Genomic DNA, 22199 nt, shown 5'->3' with positions numbered 1-22199 from the left:
CCCGCAAGGAGCAACGATGCCGGGCACCTCGCAACACGTCGACTACCTGAAACGCCTCACGGCGGATCTCAGGCGGACCCGGCGGCGTGTCGCGGAACTGGAGGGTCAACTCTCCGAGCCGGTCGCCGTGGTGGGCATGGCGTGTCGCTATGCCGGTGGCGTCGAATCGCCGGAAGACCTGTGGCAGCTCGTGATCGAAGGCCGCGACACGGTGTCGGACTTCCCGGCCGACCGCGGCTGGGACGTCGACGGGTTGTACGACCCCGACCCCGACAGCAAGGGAAAGATGTACACCCGGCAGGGGAGCTTCCTGCAGGACGCCGGCGACTTCGACGCCGGATTCTTCGGCATCGGACCCAGCGAGGCGCTGGCCATGGACCCCCAGCAACGGATGATGCTGGAGATCTGCTGGGAAGCGTTGGAGCGGGCCGGCATCGACCCCTTCGCGCTGCGCGGCTCGGCGACCGGCGTGTTCGCCGGGGTGATCCACGCCGGCTATGGCGGCGAGGTGAAAGGCGAACTGGAGGGCTACGGGCTCACCGGCTCGACGCTGAGCGTGACCTCGGGCCGGGTGTCCTACGTGTTGGGCCTGGAAGGCCCCGCGGTGTCGGTGGATACCGCGTGTTCGTCGTCGCTGGTCTCCATGCATCTGGCCGCGCAGTCGCTGCGGTCGGGAGAATGCGATCTGGCCCTGGCCGGTGGGGTGACCGTGATGGCCACCCCCGCGGCCTTCGTCGAGTTCAGCCGCCAGCGCGCGCTGGCCCCCGACGGTCGCTGCAAGGTGTACGCCGGCGCGGCGGACGGGACTTCGTGGTCGGAGGGCGCAGGCGTCCTGGTGCTGGAGCGGCTGGTCGATGCGCGGCGCCTGGGGCATCCCGTGCTGGCGGTGCTGCGCGGCACGGCGGTGAATCAGGACGGCGTATCGAACGGGTTGACCGCGCCCAATGGGCCGTCGCAGCAGCGGGTGATCCGGGCTGCGCTGGCGAACGCCGGGCTGACGGCCGCGGACGTGGATGTGGTCGAGGGCCACGGGACGGGGACGGTGCTCGGGGACCCGATCGAGGCCCAGGCGCTGCTGGCGACCTATGGGCAGGATCGTCCCGCGGACCGGCCGCTGTGGTTGGGGTCGATCAAATCCAACATCGGGCATACCTCGGCCGCGGCGGGGGTGGCCGGGGTGATCAAGATGGTGCAGGCGATCCGGCACGGGGTGATGCCCAAGACGCTGCACGTGGATATCCCGTCGCCGCACGTGGATTGGACGGCCGGCGCGGTGTCGCTGTTGACCGAGCCGCAGCCGTGGCCGGATCACGGCGGGATACGGCGGGCGGGCGTCTCGTCGTTCGGGATCAGCGGCACCAACGCGCACGTGATCGTCGAGCAGGCCCCCGCGCAACTCGACGACGAAGCCGAACCGGTTGCGGGACCGTCGAATCCGGTGATCCCGTGGGTGATTTCGGCCCGGTCGCCCGAGGCGTTGGCCGGCCAGGCTCAACGGCTGCTGGACCGGCTGAGTGCCGACGCGGGTGTGCGAACGGTGGACGTGGGCTGGTCGCTGGCGACTACCCGCGCGGCCTTCGAGCACCGCGCGGTGCTGGTGGGCGCCGACCGCGAGGCCCTGACGGCGGGGTTGGCGGGACTGGCGTCCGGGCGGCCCGACCCGGGCGTGCTGGTGGGCCGGACCCGGTCGGCGGGCAAGCGGGTGTTCGTTTTTCCCGGCCAGGGCTCGCAGTCCCTCGGGATGGGTGCCGAGCTGTATGAATGTTTCCCCGTGTTCGCGCGCGCCTTCGACGAGGCGGTCGCGGCGGTGGACGCTCACGCGCGGCTGCCGTTGCGCGAGGTGATGTGGGGCTCGGACCCGGAGTTGTTGCAGAGCACCGAGTTCGCCCAGCCGGCGTTGTTCGTCGTAGAGGTCGCGTTGGCCGCGCTGTGGCAATCCTTCGGTGTGACACCGGATGTGGTGATCGGTCATTCGGTGGGCGAGATCGCCGCCGCGTGCGTGGCCGGGGCGGTGTCACTGCCCGACGCGGCGCGGCTGGTGGCGGCGCGCGGCCGGCTGATGGCCGGGCTGCCCGCCGGCGGGGCGATGGTCGCGGTGAGCGCAACCGAAGCCGAGGTGGCTGGATTGCTGAACGGTGCCGTGAGCATCGCGGCGGTCAACGGCCCGCGATCGCTGGTGCTTTCCGGTGAGCAGGCCGCGGTGGCGGCGGTCGCGGACCGGCTGGCCACGGGCGGCGCGAGGGCGCACCGGCTGGCCGTCTCGCACGCGTTTCACTCGCCGTTGATGGAGCCGATGATGGGGGAGTTCGCGGCGGTGGCCTCCGACGTGTCGGCCGCCGAGCCGCGAATCGCTTTGGTGTCCAACCTGACCGGGCAACTGGCCGGCCCCGACTATGGGTCCGTCGGGTACTGGGTCGACCATGTGCGCAAGCCGGTGCGATTCGTCGACGGCGTTCGGCTCGCCGAATCGTTGGGTGCCGATGTGTTCCTGGAGGTGGGTCCGGGTGCGGCGCTGACGTCCGCGGTGGAGCAATCCCTGACGACCGACCGGCCGACCTCGGTGGTGACCATGGTCAAGGGCCGCCCCGAAGTGGACTCGCTGCTGCGGGCGGCGGGTCAGCTGTTCACGGCCGGTGCCGACGTGCGGTGGGCCGCGGCGTTCGCCGACCCCGCCGCGCGGCGTGTCGACCTGCCCACGTATGCCTTTGTGCGACGGCGGTTTTGGCTGTCCAGCGATTCGGTGGGTTCGGCCAACATCGCCAGCCTGGGTCTGGCCGAGGCCGAGCACGCATTGCTGGGCGCGGTGGTGGACCGGCCCGATTCCGGCGGTGTGGTGTTGACGGGCCGGCTTTCGGTTGCCGCACAACCATGGCTGGCCGACCACACGGTGGCCGGCACGGTGCTGTTTCCGGGAGCCGGTTTCGTCGAGCTGGCATTGCGGGCCGGCGACGAGGTCGGCTGCTCGGTGATCGAGGAGTTGACGCTGTCGGCGCCGCTGGTGGTACCGGCGACCGGGGTGGTGCACGTTCAGGTCGTGGTGGCCGCAGCCGATGACGCGGGAACACGCTCGGTGGCGGTGTATTCGCGTGCCGCACAATCGGATTGGGTGTTGCACGCCGAGGGCGTGTTGAGCGACGCTGCGCCCGCACCGGCCGCCGACCTGTCGGTGTGGCCGCCGCTGGGTGCGGAGGTGGTGGACGTGACCGGCGCGTACGACGACCTGGCGGTCCGCGGCTACGGGTACGGGCCGGCCTTTCGTGGGCTGCGGGCCGTATGGCGAAGGGGGACTGAGACGTTCGCCGAGGTGGAGCTCCCGCAACAGGCCGGGGTGTCGACCGGCGGGTTCGGCATCCATCCGGTTGTCCTGGATGCGGCGCTGCATGCGCTGGGTGTGGCCGGCGAGCGGACCGAGACCGTCTTACCGTTCTCGTGGCAGGGAGTGAGTCTGAACGCGGCCGGCGCTTCTCGGGTCCGGGTCAGGCTGGCGCCGGTCGGTGCCGGCGCCGTATCGGTCGAGCTGGCCGACTCCTCCGGGCTGCCGGTGTTGTCGGTGCGCGAGCTGGTGACACGCGCCGTGTCGGCCGATCAGCTGACCGCGGCCGTGGCGGCCCGCTCCGGTAGCGGTGAGCTGCTCGACGTGGTGTGGTCACCGGTCTCTCTGCCCGGCAACGACGTTGGCGCGAACGTCACCGTCTGGGAGTCACCGCCCGCCGACTCGGGTGCGGTGACCTCCGTCTACCGGGCGACGCATGAGGCGCTGGGTGTGTTGCAGTCCTGGCTGACGGGTGAGGCGACCGGGGTCCTGGCGGTGCTGACCCGCGGGGCGGTGGGGCTGGCGGGCGAGGGCGTCGCGGACCTGGCCGGTGCCGCGGTGTGGGGGTTGACACGTTCGGCGCAGGCCGAGCACCCCGGCCGCGTGGTGTTGGTCGATACCGACGGAACGCTCGATGCCGCAACGGTGATCGGTTGCGGCGAGCCGCAATTGGTGGTGCGCGACGGTGTGGCCTACAGCGCCCGGCTGAAGCCGGCCGACCAGCGACCGCTGCTGCGGCTGCCCGATCCGCCGTCGGTGTGGCGGCTGGCCGCCGGCGATGCCGGGACGCTTGAGGACCTGGCGGTGCAGGAGTACCCGCCGGCGGCACTGGAGGCCGGTCAGGTGCGGGTGACCGTCGCCGCCGCCGGGGTGAACTTCCGCGATGTGCTGGTGGCGCTGGGCATGTACCCCGGTGCCGCGCAACTGGGCGCCGAGGGCGCGGGAATCGTCACCGAGCTCGGCGCCGGCGTGACGGATGTCGCCGTCGGGGATTCGGTGATGGGGATCTTCGGGCTCGCCGGCTCGGAGGCCGCCGTCGATCGCCGGTTGGTGACCCGGGTGCCGCGGGGCTGGTCGATGGCGCAGGCCGCGGCCGTGCCGGTGGTGTTCTTGACGGCCTATTACGGGCTGTCGGTGCTGGCCGGTCTGCGCGCCGGGCAGCGGGTACTGGTGCACGCCGCCACCGGCGGTGTGGGCATGGCCGCGGTGCAGCTGGCCCGGCATTGGGGCGCGGAGGTGTTCGCGACCGCCAGCCGCGGCAAGTGGGACACCCTGCGCGCCATGGGATTCGACGAGGCACACATCGCGGATTCCCGCACCCTGGAGTTCGAGCGGAAATTTGCCGGCGGCGTGGACGTGGTGCTCAATTCCCTGGCGGGGGAGTTCAACGACGCGTCGCTGCGGCTGCTGGGGGCCGGCGGCCGCTTCATTGAAATGGGCAAGACCGATCTGCGTGACCCGGATGACGTCGGCGCGGCCCATCCCGGGGTGACGTATCGCGCGTTCGATCTCATGGAGGCCGGCCCTGACCGCATCGCCGAGATGTTGGCGGAGCTGATGGAGCTTTTCGCGGGCGGGGTCCTGACGCCGTTGCCGGTCAAGGCATTCGACGCGCGCAGCGCCGGCGACGCGTACCGGTTTGTCAGCCAGGCCCGCCACATCGGCAAGGTCGTGCTCACCATGCCGGACGGGCCGGCCGGCCTGGCCGGCGGCACCGCGCTGATCACCGGCGGCACCGGCATGGCGGGTTCGGCGGTGGCGCGGCATCTTGTCGAGCGGCACCGGGTGCGGCACGTGCTGCTGGTCAGTCGCACCGGTGAACGCGCCGACGGCATGGCCGAGCTGGCCGCCGAATTGCGCGAAAAGGGTGCATCGGTGTCCGTGGCGGCCTGCGATGTCGGCGACCGGGACGCCGTCGCGGCGTTGTTGGCGCAGGTGCCCGAGCAGTATCCGTTGCGCTCGGTGTTCCACGCGGCGGGCGTGCTCGACGACGCGGTCATCGCGTCACTGACACCCGCGCGCATCGACACGGTGTTGCGGGCCAAGGTCGACGGGGCGTGGCATCTGCACGAGCTGACCCAAGGGCTGAATCTGTCGGCCTTCGTGGCGTTTTCGTCGATGGCGGGCATCGTGGGTGCGCCGGGCCAGGGGAACTACGCGGCGGCCAACAGCTTCCTCGACGCGCTGGCGGTGCATCGCCGCGCTCGCGGGCTGCCGGGACTCTCGGTGGCCTGGGGGATGTGGGAAGAGACCTCGACGATGACCCGGCACCTCGGCGATCGTGACAAGGCCAGGATGAGCAGGGCCGGGCTGACCGCATTGTCCACTCGGCAGGCGCTGGAGCTGTTGGATGCCGCGTTGCTGACCGAACACCCGATGGTGGTGGGCACCCGGCTGGACCGGGCAGCGCTGGCGCACCACAGCGACACGCTGCCGCCGCTGCTGAGCCAGTTGGCCACCCGCCCGGCGCGCCGGGTCCTGGAGCACACCGACATGGTGTCCCTGACGGGGCTGCGGGCGCGGCTGGAGGGCATGACCGCAGAGCAGCGGCACAGCGAATTGGTGGAATTGGTCTGCAGCAACGCGGCCACGGTACTGGGCCACAGCTCCGCGGACGTCAACGCCGACGATGCGTTCGGCGACCTCGGGTTCGATTCGCTGACCGCCGTCGAACTGCGCAACCGGCTGAAAATCGCTACCGGCCTTACCCTTTCGCCCACGCTGATCTTCGACCACCCCACCCCGGGCGCGCTCGCCGAACAACTCGGCACCCAGCTGGCCGGCAGCGCCCCCGGCGCGACGGCCACGGCCGCCACGCCGCCCGATCGGATGGCCCGCTTCAACGACATCGCCCGGGAGCTGCAAGCGCTGCTCAACCAGCCCGACCTGAGCCCCGGCGACAAGGCGCAGCTCATCAGCCGGCTCGAAGGCCTGGTGACCACGGCGACCGGCCCGGCACCGGCCCCGCTGCTCGAACACCACGAGGACGCGTTCGACGACGACATCGCCACCGCCACCGAGAGCCAGCTGTTCGCGATTCTCGACGACGAAGTCGGCCCCTGACCTTGCCCTCGACAGACGTAGCGATCATCGGGCTGGCATGCAGGTTCCCGGCCGCGGCCGGACCCGGCGCGTTCTGGCGCCTGATCCGCGACGGGCGTGAGGCCACCCGGTTCACCGGGGACGCCGGCGAATTCGACGCCGACTTCTTCAACCTGTCGCCGCGAGAGGCGAGCGCGATGGATCCGCGGCAACGCATCGCCCTGGAGCTGACCTGGGAGTTGCTCGAAGACGCCTTCCTGGTACCGGAAACACTTCGGGGAGAACCGGTTTCGGTCTTCCTCGGGGCGATGACGGACGACTACGCCGCGCTGACGCTGCGCGACGTCGCCGACAACCTGGACCACCACACCTTCACCGGGATCAGCCGGGCGATGATCGCCAACCGCATCTCGTACGCCTTCGGACTGCACGGGCCCAGCATGACCGTCGATTCCGGGCAGTCGTCTTCTCTGGTGGCGGTGCACCTCGGCTGCCAAAGCGTGTCCACCGGCCAATCCGCGCTGGCCATCGCGGGCGGGGTCCACCTCAACCTGGCCGACGAAATCGGAATGCTGGAACGCGAATTCGGCGCGGTCTCGGTCTCGGGTCACACGTGTGCGTTCGATCGGCGCGCCGACGGTTACGTGCGCGGTGAAGGCGGTGGACTGGTGCTGCTGAAGCCCTTGCCGTCGGCGCTGGACGACGGTGACCGCATCCGCGCGGTCATTCGCGGCGGCGCCATCGGCAACGCGGGGCGCAGCGCGCCCGCCCAGACCGTGCCGTCGGCGCGCGGCGAAGCGGACGTGATCCGGCGCGCGCTCGCCGATGCCGGTCTGCACGGCGGCGACATCGACTACATCGAGGCGCACGGCACCGGGACCAAGGTCGGCGACGCGATCGAAGTCCAAGCCCTGGGGGAGATCTTCGCCGAGCGCGCCCACGACCCGGTGCGGCTTGGATCGGTCAAGACCAATATCGGCCACACCGGCGGCGCCGCGGGGATCGCGGGCCTGCTCAAGGCCGTACTGGCGATCGAACACGCCGCGATCCCACCCAGCCTCAACTACGCCGGCCCCGGGACCGAGCTCAATCACCTTGGGCTGCGGGTCAACACCGCGCTGACACCGTGGCCGCCGGTGGATCGCCCGCGCCGGGCCGGGGTGTCCTCGTTCGGCATGGGCGGCACCAACGCGCACCTCATCCTCGAGCAGTTCGAGCAGCCGCATGCCCAGCCGGAGATGTGGCCCGCGGATTCGCCCGCGGACGCGGACGAGGTACTGCCGTGGGTGCTGTCGGGACGCTCCGAACAGGCGCTGGCCAACCAGGCGCGGCGGTTGTGGGCCTATCTGGCCGACCGGACCGATGTGAACCCGGTCGACATCGCCTGGTCGTTGGTCAGCACCCGGACGGTCTTCGAGCACCGCGCCGTGCTGGTGGCCGGCGATCGTGCCGCGCTGGCAACGGGTTTGGCGGCCCTTGCAGCGGGGGAGTCCGGGCCGGGCGTGGCGGCGGGCCGGGCTAGGTCGTTCGGGTCGTCGGGTAAGGCGGCCTTTGTGTTCCCGGGTCAGGGATCGCAATGGTTGGGGATGGGGCGGCAACTTTATGGCCGGTTCGACGCGTTCACCCGCGCCTTCGACGAGGCAGCCGCGGCCGTCGACGCTCATCTGCGGGCGCCGCTGCGTGAGGTGATGTGGGGCGCCGACCCGGAGTTGTTGCGTAACACCGAATTTGCCCAGCCCGCCTTGTTCGTGATCGGCATCGCGCTGACGGCGCTGTGGCAGTCCTTCGGTGTGACACCGGATGTGGTGTTGGGGCACTCGGTCGGCGAGATCACCGCGGCGTGCGTGGCCGGGGTGCTGACGCTCGCGGACGCGTCGCTCATGGTGGCGGCGCGGGGACGGTTGATGGCCGGGCTGCCGGCCGGCGGGGTGATGGTGGCCGTCGGGGCGGCCGAGGCCGAGGTGGCCGGGTTGCTGACCGACGGGGTGAGCATCGCGGCGGTCAACGGCCCGGACGCGGTGGTGCTTTCGGGCGCACAGGCACCGGTCGACGCGCTGGCGGATCGGCTGGCCCGGGAAGGCCGGCGCGTGCACCGGCTGGCGGTGTCGCATGCGTTTCATTCGCCGTTGATGCGGCCGATGGTGGCGGACTTTTCCGCGGCGGTGGCCGGCATCGAGGTGGGAGAGCCGCGAATCGGGTTGGTGTCCAACGTGACCGGTCGGCCGGCGGGCGCCGGCTACGGGTCGCCGCAGTACTGGGCGGAGCATGTGGGCCGGCCGGTGCGATTCTTCGAGGGCGTGCGCGCCGCGGAGGCGGCAGGCGCCGCGATCTTCGTGGAACTGGGTCCCGGTGCGGCGTTGACGGCGGCGGTGGACCAATCGCTGAGCGCCGAGCGGGCCGTCTGCGTGCCCAGCATGGCCAAGGATCGCCCGGAGGCGGAATCGCTGCTGGGCGCGGCCGGCCAATTGTTCACCCGCGGCCTCGAGTTGAACTGGGCGGGCGTGTTCGCCGGCCTGCACGCGCGACGCGTCGAGTTGCCGACGTATGGCTTTGCGCGGCAAAGGTTTTGGCTGGGCGCCGAAGGCGCCGGTGCGACGGGCGCTGCGCCCGCGACGGCTTCTCGAGCGCCCGACCTGGCGCACCGGCTGCTCGGACTGGCGCCCGACGACCAGCACCGTGTGCTGGTCGAGCTGGTCTGCGAACACGCGGCGGCGGTTTCGGGCCATCCGGACGGCCACGCCATCGACCCCGACCGCGCTTTCGGCGACCTCGGCTTTGACTCGATGATCGGGGTCGAACTGCGCAACCGACTCACCAGCCATACCGGCCTGGCACTGTCGCGAACGCTGATCTTCGATTACCCGACGCCGGCCGCGCTGGCCGATCATCTTCGGCGGCAACTACTCCATGCCGAGCCGGCGGAATCGGACGAGGAAAAGATCTGGACGGCACTGCGCAAAATTCCGGTGCGCGAGCTTCGAAGAACGGGATTGCTCGAAAAACTTTTATTGCTCGCCGGCACGCCGGAAACGCCCGCCTCCGAGGCAAATGCCGGTGCCGACGAGATCGACGCGTTGAGCCCCGATGCGTTGATCGCGATGGCGCTCAGCTCGGCGGACGACGAGGACTCCGAATGATGAATTCCCCGCTGGCGGATGTGATTACGCGTCAGCGGAGCGTCCGCAGTAAGACATGTGTCGAATACGTCAAACTTTTGCACCGTCAAACGGGACGGCATAAACTTCCCGCATCAAGGGGAGATTTTCTGCTGGTTGGCAATCAAGAGGGTAGAGCATGAGCGTCATCGCGGGTGTTTTCGGCGCGTTGCCGCCCCATCGGTACAGCCAAAGCGAAATCACCGACCGGCTCGTCGAGTTGCCGACGTTGAAGGAGCACGAAGAGATCGTCCGGCGGCTGCACGCCGCCGCCAAGGTCAACAGCCGCCACTTCGTGCTACCCCTCGAGCGCTACCACGAGCTCACCGACTTCAGCGCGACCAACGAGATCTTCATCGACAAGGCCCTGGAGCTGGGCTGCGACGCGCTGTTGGGCGCGCTCGACGAGGCCGGGCTGCAACCGCAAGACATCGACATGATCACCACCACGACCGTCACCGGCATCGCGGTGCCGTCCCTCGACGCCCGGCTGGTGGGCCGCCTGGGCCTGCGCCCGGACGTGCGCCGGATCCCGATGTTCGGGCTGGGCTGCGCGGCCGGGGCCGGCGGCGTGGGCCGCCTGCACGATTACCTGCGGGGTGCGCCGGACGGCGTCGCCGCCCTGGTGTCGGTCGAGCTGTGTTCGCTCACCTTCCCGACGGTCAGGCCGACCGTGTCCGGACTGGTCGGCACGGCGATGTTCGGCGACGGCGCCGCGGCCGTCGTCGCCGTCGGCGACCGTCGCGCCGAGCAGCTGAATTCCGCCGGACCCGACATCCTGGATTCGCGCAGCCGGCAGTACCCCGAATCGCTGCACATCATGGGCTGGAACATCGGCTCGGACGGCATGCAGCTGGCGATGTCCCCGGACCTGCCGAAGGTGATCGACCGCTACCTCGCCGGCGACGTGAACAGCTTCCTCGCGGCGCACCGGCTGACCAAGGACGACATCGGCGCCTGGGTCACGCACCCCGGCGGCCCCAAGGTCATCAACACGATTGCCACCAGCCTCGAACTGCCGCCGGAGGCGCAGGAACTGACCTGGCGCTCGCTCGAGGAGGTCGCCAACCTGTCGTCGGCGTCGGTGCTGCACATCCTGCGCGACACCATCGCCAAACCGCCGCCCAGCGGCAGCCCCGGGCTGATGCTCGCCATGGGTCCCGGTTTCGGCTCCGAACTGGTGTTGCTGCGCTGGCACTGAGCGCCTGACCGCGTCGCGAACCCGCCGCGCCAGCCTCATTCGAGCTGCTCGGAGAGCTCCAGCCAGCGACTCTCCGTCGCGGCCACCTCGTTTTCGAGCGCACGCAATTCCTGGGTTAGCCGGGCGATGCCGACATGGTCGGATTGGTCGTGCGCGGCGAGTTCGTTGTGCTTGTCCTCGATCCGGTCCGCCAGCCGCGCGAGCTGGCGATCGACCGAGGCCACCTCTTTCTCCGCGGCGCGGCGTTGCGCGCCCGACATCGCTTGGGGAGCGGGCTCGGCCGGCCGCGGCGATGCGGCGGTCGCCTCGCCGGTCCGCTGCTCGGCCAGCCGCAGGTACTCGTCGACACCGCCAGGCAGATGCCGCAACCGGCCGTCGAGCACCGCGTACTGCTGATCGGTGACCCGCTCCAACAGGTAGCGGTCGTGCGAGACGACAATCAGCGTGCCCGCCCACGAGTCCAGCAGGTCCTCCATCGCGGCCAGGGTGTCGGTGTCGACGTCGTTGGTCGGCTCGTCGAGCAGCAACACGTTGGGCTCGGACAACAGCGTGAGCATCAGCTGCAGCCGCCGCCGCTCACCGCCGGAGAGATCCTGGACGCGGCCGGACAGTTGGCCGCGGCCGAACCCGAGCCGCTCCAGCAGCTGCGCCGGGGTGACCTCGCGGCCGTCGACCTGATAGCCGCCCTGCAGCCCGCCCAGCACATCGGCGATCCGGTCGCCGCCGACTGCGGCCAGGGCGTCGCCCTGCTGGTCGAGAACCGCGAGCCGCACGGTCTTGCCGCGCTTGACCCGTCCCGCGTCCGGGGTGATGGTGCCGTCGATAAGCCCCAGCAGCGTCGACTTGCCGGCGCCGTTGGCCCCGACAATGCCGGTCCGCTCGCCGGGGGCGATCCGCCACTCGATGTCCCGCAGCACCGGGCGGCCGTCGAACGAGATCGACACGTCGAGCAGGTCGACCACGTCCTTGCCCAGCCGGGCGGTGGCCAGCTTGGCCAGTTCGACGGTGTTGCGCAGCGGCGGCACGTCGGCGATCAGCTGGTTGGCCGCCTCGATCCGGAACTTGGGCTTGGACGTCCGCGCCGGCGCCCCGCGGCGCAGCCACGCCAACTCCTTACGCATCAGGTTCTGTCGCTTGGCCTCGGCGACGGCGGCCATCCGGTCCCGTTCGACGCGTTGCAGGACGTAGGCCGCGTACCCGCCGTCGAACGGTTCGACGATCCCGTCGTGCACCTCCCACGTCGTGGTGGCGACGTCGTCGAGAAACCAGCGGTCGTGGGTCACCAGCAGCAGCCCGCCGGTGTTGCGCGCCCAGCGTTGGCGCAGATGGCTTGCCAGCCAGGTGATGCCCTCGATGTCCAGATGGTTGGTGGGCTCGTCGAGTGCGATGACGTCCCACTCGCCCACCAGCAACCTGGCCAGCTGCACCCGGCGGCGCTGGCCGCCGGACAGCGTGGCAACCGTTGCCTCCCAGGCGATGTCGGAGACCAGCCCGGTGACCACATCGCGGACCCGGGCGTCACCGGCCCACTGGTGCTCGGCCGCCTCGCCGACCAGTGTGTAGCCCACGCTGTGCTCGGGGTCCAGGGTGTCGGCCTGGCTCAGCGCGCCGACCCGCAGCCCGCTGCGCCGGGTGACCCGGCCGGAGTCGGGCCGCTGCTGGCCGGTCAGCAGCCGCAGCAGGCTGGATTTGCCGTCGCCGTTTCGCCCGACGATGCCGATGCGCGCTCCGTCGTTGACCCCGAGCGTGATCGATTCGAAGACCACCTGAGTCGGATATTCGAGGTGTACGGCCTCAGCTCCAAGTAGGTGCGCCACCGGGCCGACCCTACTGTCGCCGCTAGCCCAGGGTCAGCAGAGCCTGGTCCACTTGGCTTTGGGTCTCCGATGACGCCTTGCTGGCCACGGCGTCCAGGAAGCGGCTGGCGACGTCGCGCAGCTTGAGGTTCGCTTCCTGGGAACGCCACACCAGAATGTCGAAAGCACGCTCGGCCGAGATGCCGTAGGCGGTCATCAGCACGCCCTTGGCCTGCTCGATGCGCGCCCGGGCCTCGGCCACCGCCGAGAGCACGTTGCTGATGTCGGAGTGCAGTGAGTCGGTGACGTCGACGTAGAACCCGGACGTGCCGGCCAACGCACCGCTGTCGTCGAGCATGCGATCGCCGGCGACGACGACGCAGTGGGTCCGTCCGGCGGTGTCGATGATTCGGTGCCGGCTGCTGAACGGCTTTCCCTTCATCACTCGTTCGAGCACGGCGGCCACCCGGTCCCGGTCGTCGGGATGTTTGTGTTGCAGCAGCAGTTCCGTGGTGGGCTCCACCTGTCCCGGTTTGTAGCCGTGCATCCGCGCCACGGCGTCCGACCACTCCCAGTGTTGGCCGTCCAGGTAGAACCAGAACCTGCCGACGCGCTGGGGCTCGCCGAGGCCCAGCACCAGGTCGACCGCGCTCAGGTCGCCGTGCTCGACGACGTCGGACACCAGCGCCTCGCGGCGCCGCACACTTTCGTCATTGGAGTGCATCGTCATCGCGTGTTTCCCCAATCTTCTTTGTGAAAACCCTGGCGTATCATTCCCGTTTTTGCGCGCGTTCATTCCTCGCCATCCGGCGTTCATGACCAAAGCCTGTCTGTCAGATCACCCGGTAGCGCTCGGCGTCTTGATGCTTGAACTCGAGGCCGAACCCCGGCCGGTGTTGATCGGGTCGCAATGCGCCGCCATCGGGCGGCAGCGCCCCGTCGAAGAGCATGTGTTCGATGCGGTGGTGGTCGTGGAAGTACTCCAGATGCCGCAGGTTCGGGATGCTCGTGGCGACGTGGGCGTGCAGGTTGGGAGCGCAGTGCCCCGAGACGTCCACGTTGTAGGAGGCGGCGACGGCCGCGGCGCGCACCCAGTCGGTGATGCCCCCGCAGCGAGTGACGTCGATCTGCAGGCAGTCGACCGCGTCGGCGGCGAGCATGCGGTTGAAGTACGCCAGGTCGTAGCCGTACTCGCCGGCGGTGACGTCCGGGGTCACCTGGTCGCGTACCTCCCGCAGCCCGTCCAGATCGTCGGAGGACACGGGTTCTTCGAACCACGTGACATCGTGGTCGGCCATCGCGTGGGCCACCCGGATCGCCTGCTTGCGGTCGTAGCCGCCGTTGGCGTCGACGTATAGTTCGACATCTGGTCCGATCACGTTGCGCGCCAGGGCAATCCGATCCAGATCGCGATTCACCTCGGAGCCCCACGACTCACCGATCTTGATCTTCACCCGAGGGATCTTCCACTGGTAAACCCAGCGTTCGAGTTGGGCGCGCGTGGTGCGCTCGTCGTAGGTGGTGAAGCCGCCGCTGCCGTAGATCGGCACTTCCGCGTGCGCCATGCCGAGCAGCCGGCACACCGGCAGCTCCAGCAGCTTGCCCTTGAGATCCCACAGCGCGGTGTCGACCGCGGAGATCGCGCAGGAGGCCAGCCCCGGCCGCCCGTTGTTGCGCATCGCCGCGACCATCGACGCCCACCGCGCCGGGATGTCCACGGCACTGTGGCCGGCGAGAACGTCGCCGAGCTTGCCGTCGATCAGCTTGGCGCACGCCCCGTCGGCGTAGGTGTAGCCGATCCCGCGGCGCCCGCCGGCCGCAACCTCGGCCAGCACAAACGTGGTCGACGTCCAGGACAGGGTGCCGTCGGCTTCCGGTGCGTCGGTGGGGATTTCGTAGACCTGCGCGGTGACCTCCTCGATCCGCGCGTAGGGCGTCATCGTGCCCACCTGCGGCCCGCCCGGGCCGAGAGCCAGGCTCCCACTCCGGCGGCGCTCAAGGCGCCGGTGCCGCTGACGACGGGGTGCTGGGACGCCCACAGTTGGGGGCTGTGGGAGTGCGACTGGTCGTCGAATTGGCCGTGCGGGCCGTGGTCGGTGCCCGGCTCGGAGTCCAGCGGCTGCCAGAGGTTGTTGGGCCGGTCGCGGCTGACGTGTTCCTTGGTCTGCTGGGAGTCGTATCCGGTGCGGCCCAGGTAGCGGTCCAGCAGCGGCGCGACGAACTTTTGGCCCAGCAGTGTCACCATGGTGGAATCGCCGACCCAGAATTGCTTTCGCCCTGGGTGATCGGCGGCGTACAGGACCCCGCGGGCGGCGACCTCGGGCTGGTAGATCGGCGGCACCGGCTGGGGATGGCGGGGCAGCCGGGACAGCACCCAGGAGAATTGCGGGGTGTTGACCGCGGGCATCTGCACGACGGTGATCCGCACCTTCGAGCCCTCGTGAAACAGCTCGCAGCGCACCGATTCGGTGAACCCGTTGATGGCGTGCTTGGCGCCGCAATAGGCCGACTGCAGCGGGATCGATCGCTGGCTGAGCGCCGAACCCACCTGCACGATGGTGCCGCGGTTGCGGGGGCGCATCTTGGCGAGCGCCGCCATGGTGCCGTGCACGTACCCGAGGTAGGACACCTCGGTCACGCGTTTGAACTCCTCGGCGCTGATCTCGGTGAACGGCGCGAACACCGACGTGAAAGCGACGTTGACCCAGGTGTCGATGGGGCCGAAGGTGGCCTCGGCCTCGTCGGCGGCGGCGAGGACGGCCGGGTGGTCGGCCACATCGGTCGGGATGGCCAGTGCCTTGCCGCCGCCGGCCTCGACGTCCCGTGCGGCCCCGTCGAGTCCGGCGGCGCCGCGGGCGAGCAGGACGACGTTGGCGCCGCGCCGGCCGAACTGCTGGGCGGTGGCGCGGCCGATGCCCGCGCTGGCTCCGGTGATCACCACGGTTTGTGTCATCGCAGAACTGCCTCTCGCTCGGTCCGGTAGTCACTCATGGTTGGCGTCGTCGTCGGTGAGGGTTGCCGTGCATTCGAGCATCAGCGCGTGGGCGAACGCTTGGGGTAGGTTGCCGCGGAGCTGGCGCTGACGCACGTCGTACTCCTCGCAGAACAGCCCCGGCGGGCCGCACGCGGCGCGGTTGCGTTCGAACCAGCGCATCGCGCAATGGCCATGGCCCAGTTGGTCTTCGGCCAGTGCCATCATGAACCCGCAGAGCAGGAAGGCGCCCTCGGCGTCACCGAGGTCGCGCTCGTCGTGCCGGAAGCGGTAGACGAACCCGTCGTCGGTGAGCTCCCGGCGAACGGCGTCCAGGGTGGCCCGGGTGCGTGGGTCGTCGACGGGCACGGCGCCGCGCACCGGCGGCAGCAGCAGCGACGCGTCGACCCCGGTCAGCCGCGGGCTGCGCTGCCAATAGCCGTGCGGGTGCAGGCTGCTCGAGGCGGTGTCGGCCAGGATCGCGTCGGCCAGCGAAGCGCATGTGGTCACCTCGGGGCCGGCGCCGGCCAGCTTGGCGATGGCGCGCAGCCCGGCCACACAGGCCAGCCGCGACTGCGTCCAGTGCTCGTCGCCGACCTCCCAGACCCCGGCATCCGGTTCACGCCAACGCTTTTCGATCGCGCCGATGGCCGCCTGCGCCGCGCGCCACCCGTCGGCGTCGAGTCGGTCCGCGGCGCCCGCCTTGGCCAGCAGCTGCAGCGCCTCGCCGAACACGTCGAGCTGGAATTGCTGGTTGACCCAGTTGCCGATCTTGTCGGTGCCGCCGGGATAGCCGGGCAGGTCGAGCTCTTCTTCGCTGGGCACCGCGCCGCCGGTGACCGTGTAGGCGGGTTTGAGGTTCGGGCCGTCCTCGAGCAGCCGGGCGCCGACGAATTCGACAGCACGGTCCAGCAATTCGGTCGTGCCGACCGCGGCGGCGGCCATGCCGGCGTATACCTGGTCGCGGATCCAGGCGTAGCGGTAGTCGTAGTTCTGATTGGTGTGCGCGCGCTCGGGCAGGCTCATCGTCGCGGCGGCCACCATGCCGCCGCCGCTGCTGGTCAGCCCGCGCAGCACCGCGTAGGAGTGGCTTCCGTCGCGCGGGGCGATGGTGCACTCCAGCCGGGGCACGCTGCGCTGCCAGGCGGCCGCGGTGGCGTCCCAGGCCACGTCGGGATCCGGGGGCTGGTCGGGTAGCGCGCGTTCGGACAGCTCCAGCACCAGGTCGTGCTGGCGGCCCTCCTCGAGGGTGATCTCACAGGTGAGCAGCTCGCTGTTGTCGTGCGCGGCTTTGACGGTGCGTGCGTCGCAGCCGGCCAGCCAGCGCCAGCGCAACCGGCCCGACCGGCCGCTCCACACGCCGCCGTCGGAGGTCGGCTGGCCGAGGCCGTGCCGGCCGAACCCCGCGGCGGGGGCCAGCAGCACCCGCACGCGCGCCGTCCCGCGGCACACCGTGAGCCGCCGCAGCAGTATCACGCGGTCCGGGTCGCCCGGAAAGGCCAGCGCCTCACGGCATTCCACGGTGCTGTCGCGGGTGATCCAGCGGTTGCGCCAGATCAGGCTGCCCGGTTCGTAATAGCCGCCCCACACGTGCCGGACGTCGACCGGGGTGATCGCGTAAACACCGCCGCCGCCAATGAGATTGGAGAAGACGGCGTCGGAGTCCCAGTGCGGCGCGCACATCCACGCGACGTCGCCCTGCGGGCCGATCAGTGCGCCGCGCTCGCCGTCGGCGAGCAGCGCGTACTCACGCAGCACCCGCGGCGCGAAAATCGTCTCGACGTCGATCGTCCGGTCAGCCACGGGCTCCCGCCTCCGACCTCCGTCCGGCGGTGGTATCGGTCTTCCCGCCGGCCAGCCGCTCGGCGAGCCGCGAGGCCAGCGCCATGATGGTCAGTGCGGGGTTGGCCGAGCCCTGCGTCGGGCACACTGAGCCGTCGGCGAGAAACAGGTTCGGCACGCCCCACACGCGTTGATCGGAGTCGACGACGGAATTCTGCGGACTGGTGCCCATCCGTGCGCCGCCGATCAGGTGGGCGAATCGCTCGATGGTGAGCACGTCCTGGGCGTCGGCGGCGTGCAGGATGTCGCCGATCACCTTGGTGGAGTAGGCCATGTTGGCCTTGTCGTTGTCGCACAGCGTGTAGTCGAACCGGGCCACCGGAATGCCGTACGGGTCCTTCTCGTCGGCCAGTGTCACCCGATTGTCCGGCAGCGGCAACAGCTCGTTGAGCACGCCGACGGTCGCCCAGTGGTTGTAGTCACGCATGTACTCTCGCATCGCGCGACCCCAGTGCCCTTCGGCGAGTACGTGTTCGGCCCAGCCGATCGGCATCGGTGACACGGTTTGGATGGCGAAGCCGCGGGCGAACCCACGCGAGGGGTCGGTCTCGTAGAACTGTTCGGAGCTCACCTCCGGGGGAGGCGCCTTGTACATCCGGACCTCTTCGGACCACCGGCCCGCGGACTGGGTGGCGCCCTGCACCATCACGTAGCGCCCGACCTGGTCGTCGTTGTTGCCCAGCCCGTTCGGGAAGCGGTCGCTGGCCGAGTTCAACAACAGTCGTGGCGTCTCGATCGAATATCCGGCAATGGCAATCACTTTGGCGCGTTGCAGGCGCTCCTTGCCGCCGATCTCGTCGTAGTAGACCACGCCCCGGGCGGCGCCGCTCTCGTCGAGCTCCACGCGGGAGGCCATGCAGTTGGCGCGGATCTCCACGGCGTGGGCCAGTGCGTCGGGAAGATGCGTGACGTACGGGCTGGCCTTGGCGTTGACCTTGCAGCCCTGCAGGCAGTAGCCGCGGTAGATGCAGTGCGGTCGGTTGCCGAAGGTGCCGTTGACGATGCCGACGGGGCCCACCCGCATATCGATGCCGAGCTTGAGCGCGCCCCGCCAGATCTTGGCGGCGGCACCCGAAATGGGGTGCGGCGCAAAGGGGTAGCGGTGCGGATCGCCCCAGGGCCAGTTCTGGCCGGCCACCGGCAGCTCGAGCTCGACCTGCTCGTAGTGGCGACGGATGTCCTCGTAGCGAATGGGCCAGTCCGCCCCGACCCCGTCCCGGGTGTAGGTCTCAAAGTCGCTGGGGTGGAAGCGCGGGGTGTACCCGGCGTAGTGCACCATGGACCCGCCCACGCCACGTCCGGAGTTGTTCTTGCCCAGCTCGATCGGGTCGTCGCCACCGATGATGCGTTTCTGCGTCCAGTACAGCGCATGGGAGCCTGCCTCGTCGGACACCCAGTCCTCGTCGGGGTGCCAGAACGGGCCGGCCTCCAAAATCACCACTCGCCAGCCCTCCCGGGCCAGCCGCTGCGCCAGCACCGACCCGCCGGCACCGGCGCCCACCACAACCAGATCGACCTCGTCGTCGTCGGCGTAGCGGCACATGGTCTTTTCGCCGGGCAGGTCGCGCGAGTGCACGTCGAGCAGGAATCGTGAATCGTTGTCCTTGGGTTCGACCGCGCCCTTGAGCAGGCCCCGCAAGAAGTCGCCCATCACAACTCCCCGTTGTTGACGATTTGCACCGGATCCTCGTCGGTGGCGCCGCGGGTCTCGTACGGTTCGCGCGCGGCGGCCGGCCCGGTGGCACCACCGAGGCGCATGAAACCTCGCGGATAGGCCGGGCCGCCGAACCCGATCTCGTTCCATGCCCACGGGTGGGAGTAGAAGCCCGACAACGTCATTCGCATGCATACCGACCACGCCCGCTTGACGTTCAGGTTCTCCCACGCCCCGCCCTGCAGGTCCGCCTGCGAGAACTTGTCGATGATCGCCTCGCGGGTGGTGATATCGGCGTCGGCGAACGAGGGTGTGCCGTAGTGGGTCGACGCGGTCTCGTCGAGCCCGCGCAGCACCAGCCGCCAGGTGTCGCGGTCGTCGGGCATGTCGGCGTACTGGTAGCCGTCGAGGCGCCCGTCGGCGAGCTTGGAGTCGACGGACTCGGCCACCGGCACCCGCGGGTCGACGTCCTGCGCCAGCACCGTGTCGCAGAACGCGCGCAGGCACGGCTCCTCTTCGGGCGTGAAAAACCGTAGCGGGCCGGGCGGTTCGAGCCGGGCCAGCACCACCTTCCGGGTGGCCTCGTCCCACTTGTCGGCGGTTTCCAGCACGTCGTAATCGGGGTAGCGCCCGATCATCTGCGGTGTGACACCGCGTCGCTGCCTGGGCAGCCAGGACGGGTGTGGTGGCTTGCCGTCGGGGCGCAGGTTGGGCAGGTGGTCGGGGCGTGAGGTGTTGGCCATCTGAGGTATCCCAGCCCCTAACCGCGGAACCGTTCGCGGCGCAGGATCGACGCCAGCAATCCCATCCCGCCGACCATGCACATCAATCCCGGCGCCGCGATCGGCGGCCCCATGGGCACGTTGTATGAGGCGTTCTTCCACCCGCCCGGCTTGCGGGCGACCCCGCGGGCGTGCAGGTATTCGCCCATCAGTCCGTTGGCCGTATAGATGCCCGCGGTGATGGGCAGCCAGAGTTTGGCCCAGCGCTTCGAGAACACCCCGCCGATTCCGGCGACGACCACCGGCGGGGTCACCACGATCGGGCTCCACATCCATTTGTTGCCGAAGCTGGCCTTGTAGTGCTCGAAATAGATTTCGGCCGTCGTGACCAGAGCGGCCACGGCGGTCAGTCCGGACAGCGAGCGCTCGAATCGGCCGTGCGCGACGTCGTACAACGCTCGCCCGGCCAGATGTTGGACCTCGCCGAGTCCGTCGCCGCCGGCGGTGCGGTCTTTCAACCGTCCGCCGTTGCCCAGCAACAACATGTGCATCCCTTTCTCGCAAGCGCTCACGCCCGGCCGGTGACTACCGGCCGGGTGTGGCGTGGTTGGTGAACTGGTTGGCCGCCGTGGGCGCGCCAAAGACACCGGGTGTCCGAATGAATGCGCCGCCGATGTTCGGGAAGTGGTCGCCGAGCGAATCCGCCGACGTCATGCCCATATGCCACCTCGCCTTCGCGTTGGAAGGAACACGATCTGGCAGGCTTCGGTCCCCCGACACTGTCGAGTGACGGTCGCCGAAGCCCGTCCAGAAAACTGGAAGCGCCAGCTGTGTCTTTCAACCAAAGCCCCGACAACGCGTCGCGGCCGAAGCGCAACGGCTGTGTACCCGGCGTCCTGCTGCGCAAACGACGCCGCGGCGGGTTCTCAGCGTGCTTTCAGGAGCGCAGGCCAGCAGGGGATTGAGACCGCATCGAGGCCGCCAGCTACTCACGCTGGTAGGGCCGATCGCGAACGTAGCGAATGCAGGAGTACCGCGGCGCGGCGACCGACCACAACACGCCGTCGCCGCGATTCAATGAAGCGCCATGGGTATCCGCAGCTCACGCGCGAAGGGTTCCCATGCGGGCTCCGTCGCCTGACCGGCGGCGATCATAACCAGCCAGCGCCCGCACACCCACGATGGCAAATCGTCGGTCCCGGCGATCGACCGCGGTGTGGCTACTTCCACACGCCATGGCCGAGGCCGCGACGACCGTAAACCGTTGCCGGCGAGCATGATTGGTTCGAACCGAAGCCGGGTAGTTGATCGCTCATGAAGAAGATCGCACGCATCGCAGCATCAGCAGTCGCCCTGACCGCCGGTTTGGGGCTCGCCGGGTCCGGGGCGTCCGCCGTCGCCCACGCCCATCCCGCGCCATTCCCGCAATACCACTGGTGCCCCGGCCAGGGGTGGGATCCGGGCTGGGGGCCGAACTGGGACCAGGGTCGCTGCCACGACGAGCACTGGTATGACGGTGAAGCCCGCGACCAGGCTCACTGGCACAACGGCCCTTGGGATCAGAACTGGCACTGATGCCGACTGGGCGTTCATGATCTCGCAGCGGATTACGTTGGTTCGGAACTCATTTCACGCAAGCGCTTGAGCACGAGTCGTCCCACTTGCATCGAAATAGTCGGCGAGAGGCGCTCCAGGTACCACAGCGCCTTCCACCAGGCCGGCTCGATGATGATCGCTTTGTTACGCAGCACGGCACGAAGGACGCGGGCGGCGAATTGTCGGGTGCCATCGGCCGCGTCGGTTCCCAGGATTTGAGTATGTCCTCTTCGCTGGCGCCGGTATTGGTCATCCGCCCATAAGTGCCGCCGGTGAGGATCGGGGTCCGGACCGCGCCGGGACACAACACCGACACTTCACGTTGTGGCGCTCGGCCTCCAGCCGTAGCGCCTTCGACAGCGCGACGACGGCGTGCTTGGAGGCGGTGTAGCTGGCCGTGCCGGGGCCGGCCAGCAGACCCGCCATCGACGCTGTGTTCACGATGTGGCCCGAGCGCTGCCGGATCATGATCGGATACACCGCCTGGATGCCGTGCACCACCCCGTGCAAGTTCACGGCGAGGACGTCGTTCCAGTCGTCGAGGCTGTAGGAGTCGACCTCGCCGCCGACCCCGATGCCGGCGTTGTTGAACAGGTAGTCGATTCGACCGGACGTCCGCACCGCCTCGGCGACCGCGCCCCCGAACGCCGGATAGTCGCGGACGTCGAGTTCGATCGCGTGGGCCTTCGTGCCCCCGCCGCTGAGGCGTTGCGCCAGCTCCTGCGCCGCGGCGAGTTGGCGATCGGCGAGCCAGACCTCCGCGCCGCCCTCAACCAACTTGGTGGCCAGCGCGGCGCCGATGCCCGACGCGCCGCCGGTGATGAATGCGACCTTGCCCGACAAGCTCGACGTCATGAGGGAAGGATAGGCGCCGTCTGCGCAGCTAGGCCGTCCTTTAAAAGCTCTC

Annotated in this window: 13 protein-coding genes and 1 pseudogene; 4 read left to right on the top strand and 10 right to left on the bottom strand. The window is 69.7% G+C overall.

Annotated features, from left to right (window positions below):
* Nucleotides 1-16: 16 nt before the first annotated feature.
* From MTY59_RS23105 to MTY59_RS23095, 3 genes are all read left to right on the top strand, one after another.
* Complete coding sequence (locus MTY59_RS23105; RefSeq protein ID WP_221043215.1) at nucleotides 17-6376, top strand: type I polyketide synthase; 6360 nt, start codon at nucleotides 17-19, stop codon at nucleotides 6374-6376.
* A gap of 2 nt (nucleotides 6377-6378) precedes the next feature.
* A complete protein-coding gene (locus tag MTY59_RS23100; protein ID WP_221043214.1) occupies nucleotides 6379-9492 on the top strand; it encodes a type I polyketide synthase in 3114 nt (1037 codons plus the stop codon).
* Nucleotides 9493-9649: 157 nt separating this feature from the next.
* Entirely contained in the window at nucleotides 9650-10711 is a 1062-nt protein-coding gene (locus MTY59_RS23095) for a type III polyketide synthase (RefSeq protein ID WP_221043213.1), read from the top strand.
* Nucleotides 10712-10746: 35 nt separating this feature from the next.
* Here the strand turns inward: MTY59_RS23095 and MTY59_RS23090 are convergent, their stop codons facing one another.
* From MTY59_RS23090 to MTY59_RS27780, 9 genes are all read right to left on the bottom strand, one after another.
* On the bottom strand, nucleotides 10747-12528 hold the full coding sequence (locus tag MTY59_RS23090; protein ID WP_221043212.1) for an ABC-F family ATP-binding cassette domain-containing protein: 1782 nt from the start codon (nucleotides 12526-12528) through the stop codon (nucleotides 10747-10749).
* 22 nt (nucleotides 12529-12550) lie between these two features.
* Nucleotides 12551-13237: a PAS and ANTAR domain-containing protein gene (locus MTY59_RS23085; RefSeq protein ID WP_221043211.1), complete on the bottom strand. Its 687-nt coding sequence runs from the start codon at nucleotides 13235-13237 to the stop codon at nucleotides 12551-12553.
* Nucleotides 13238-13340: 103 nt separating this feature from the next.
* A complete protein-coding gene (locus MTY59_RS23080) occupies nucleotides 13341-14456 on the bottom strand; it encodes an enolase C-terminal domain-like protein (RefSeq protein ID WP_415822132.1) in 1116 nt (371 codons plus the stop codon).
* Nucleotides 14444-15460 carry an SDR family oxidoreductase gene (locus MTY59_RS23075; protein ID WP_221043209.1) on the bottom strand — a complete coding sequence of 339 codons (1017 nt, stop codon included), beginning with the start codon at nucleotides 15458-15460 and terminating at the stop codon, nucleotides 14444-14446. Before MTY59_RS23075 ends, MTY59_RS23080 begins: the two co-directional genes overlap by 13 nt.
* Nucleotides 15461-15490: 30 nt before the next feature.
* Nucleotides 15491-17281: a glycoside hydrolase family 15 protein gene (locus MTY59_RS23070; RefSeq protein ID WP_221043208.1), complete on the bottom strand. Its 1791-nt coding sequence runs from the start codon at nucleotides 17279-17281 to the stop codon at nucleotides 15491-15493.
* Nucleotides 17274-18971, bottom strand: coding sequence for a GMC family oxidoreductase (locus MTY59_RS23065; RefSeq protein ID WP_221043207.1), 1698 nt, complete (start codon nucleotides 18969-18971; stop codon nucleotides 17274-17276). The genes MTY59_RS23070 and MTY59_RS23065 overlap by 8 nt, the downstream gene beginning before the upstream one ends.
* Nucleotides 18971-19717 (bottom strand): gluconate 2-dehydrogenase subunit 3 family protein, encoded by a 747-nt coding sequence (locus MTY59_RS23060; protein WP_221043206.1) that lies wholly within the window; start codon nucleotides 19715-19717, stop codon nucleotides 18971-18973. Before MTY59_RS23060 ends, MTY59_RS23065 begins: the two co-directional genes overlap by 1 nt.
* Nucleotides 19718-19734: 17 nt before the next feature.
* Nucleotides 19735-20241: a hypothetical protein gene (locus MTY59_RS23055; protein ID WP_221046609.1), complete on the bottom strand. Its 507-nt coding sequence runs from the start codon at nucleotides 20239-20241 to the stop codon at nucleotides 19735-19737.
* 40 nt (nucleotides 20242-20281) lie between these two features.
* The gene (locus MTY59_RS27780) at nucleotides 20282-20410 is read right to left on the bottom strand and encodes a hypothetical protein (RefSeq protein ID WP_284145241.1); all 129 of its coding nucleotides are present in this window, start codon (nucleotides 20408-20410) and stop codon (nucleotides 20282-20284) included.
* Between the two features lie 600 nt (nucleotides 20411-21010).
* Between MTY59_RS27780 and MTY59_RS23050 the strand changes: the two genes are divergently transcribed.
* Nucleotides 21011-21271: an Mtp family mycobacterial-type pilin gene (locus MTY59_RS23050; RefSeq protein ID WP_221043205.1), complete on the top strand. Its 261-nt coding sequence runs from the start codon at nucleotides 21011-21013 to the stop codon at nucleotides 21269-21271.
* A gap of 32 nt (nucleotides 21272-21303) precedes the next feature.
* Here MTY59_RS23050 and MTY59_RS23045 read toward each other — a convergent pair.
* Nucleotides 21304-22147 (bottom strand): annotated as a pseudogene (locus MTY59_RS23045) (SDR family NAD(P)-dependent oxidoreductase).
* Nucleotides 22148-22199: the final 52 nt, after the last annotated feature.

The organism is Mycobacterium senriense, assembly GCF_019668465.1.
In the GTDB taxonomy this organism is placed as follows: domain Bacteria; phylum Actinomycetota; class Actinomycetes; order Mycobacteriales; family Mycobacteriaceae; genus Mycobacterium; species Mycobacterium senriense.
The sequence above is the reverse complement of the archived record's forward strand: the minus strand, read 5'-3'. Positions and strand labels throughout refer to the sequence as shown.

Coding starts and splice junctions, on each gene's coding strand:
- MTY59_RS23085 (WP_221043211.1), bottom strand. CDS start 13,237: ATGACGATGCACTCCAATGACGAAAGTGTGCGGCGCCGCGAGGCGCTG.
- MTY59_RS23065 (WP_221043207.1), bottom strand. CDS start 18,971: ATGGGCGACTTCTTGCGGGGCCTGCTCAAGGGCGCGGTCGAACCCAAG.
- MTY59_RS23075 (WP_221043209.1), bottom strand. CDS start 15,460: ATGACACAAACCGTGGTGATCACCGGAGCCAGCGCGGGCATCGGCCGC.
- MTY59_RS23050 (WP_221043205.1), top strand. CDS start 21,011: ATGAAGAAGATCGCACGCATCGCAGCATCAGCAGTCGCCCTGACCGCC.
- MTY59_RS23055 (WP_221046609.1), bottom strand. CDS start 20,241: ATGTTGTTGCTGGGCAACGGCGGACGGTTGAAAGACCGCACCGCCGGC.
- MTY59_RS23095 (WP_221043213.1), top strand. CDS start 9,650: ATGAGCGTCATCGCGGGTGTTTTCGGCGCGTTGCCGCCCCATCGGTAC.
- MTY59_RS23105 (WP_221043215.1), top strand. CDS start 17: ATGCCGGGCACCTCGCAACACGTCGACTACCTGAAACGCCTCACGGCG.
- MTY59_RS27780 (WP_284145241.1), bottom strand. CDS start 20,410: ATGACGTCGGCGGATTCGCTCGGCGACCACTTCCCGAACATCGGCGGC.
- MTY59_RS23060 (WP_221043206.1), bottom strand. CDS start 19,717: ATGGCCAACACCTCACGCCCCGACCACCTGCCCAACCTGCGCCCCGAC.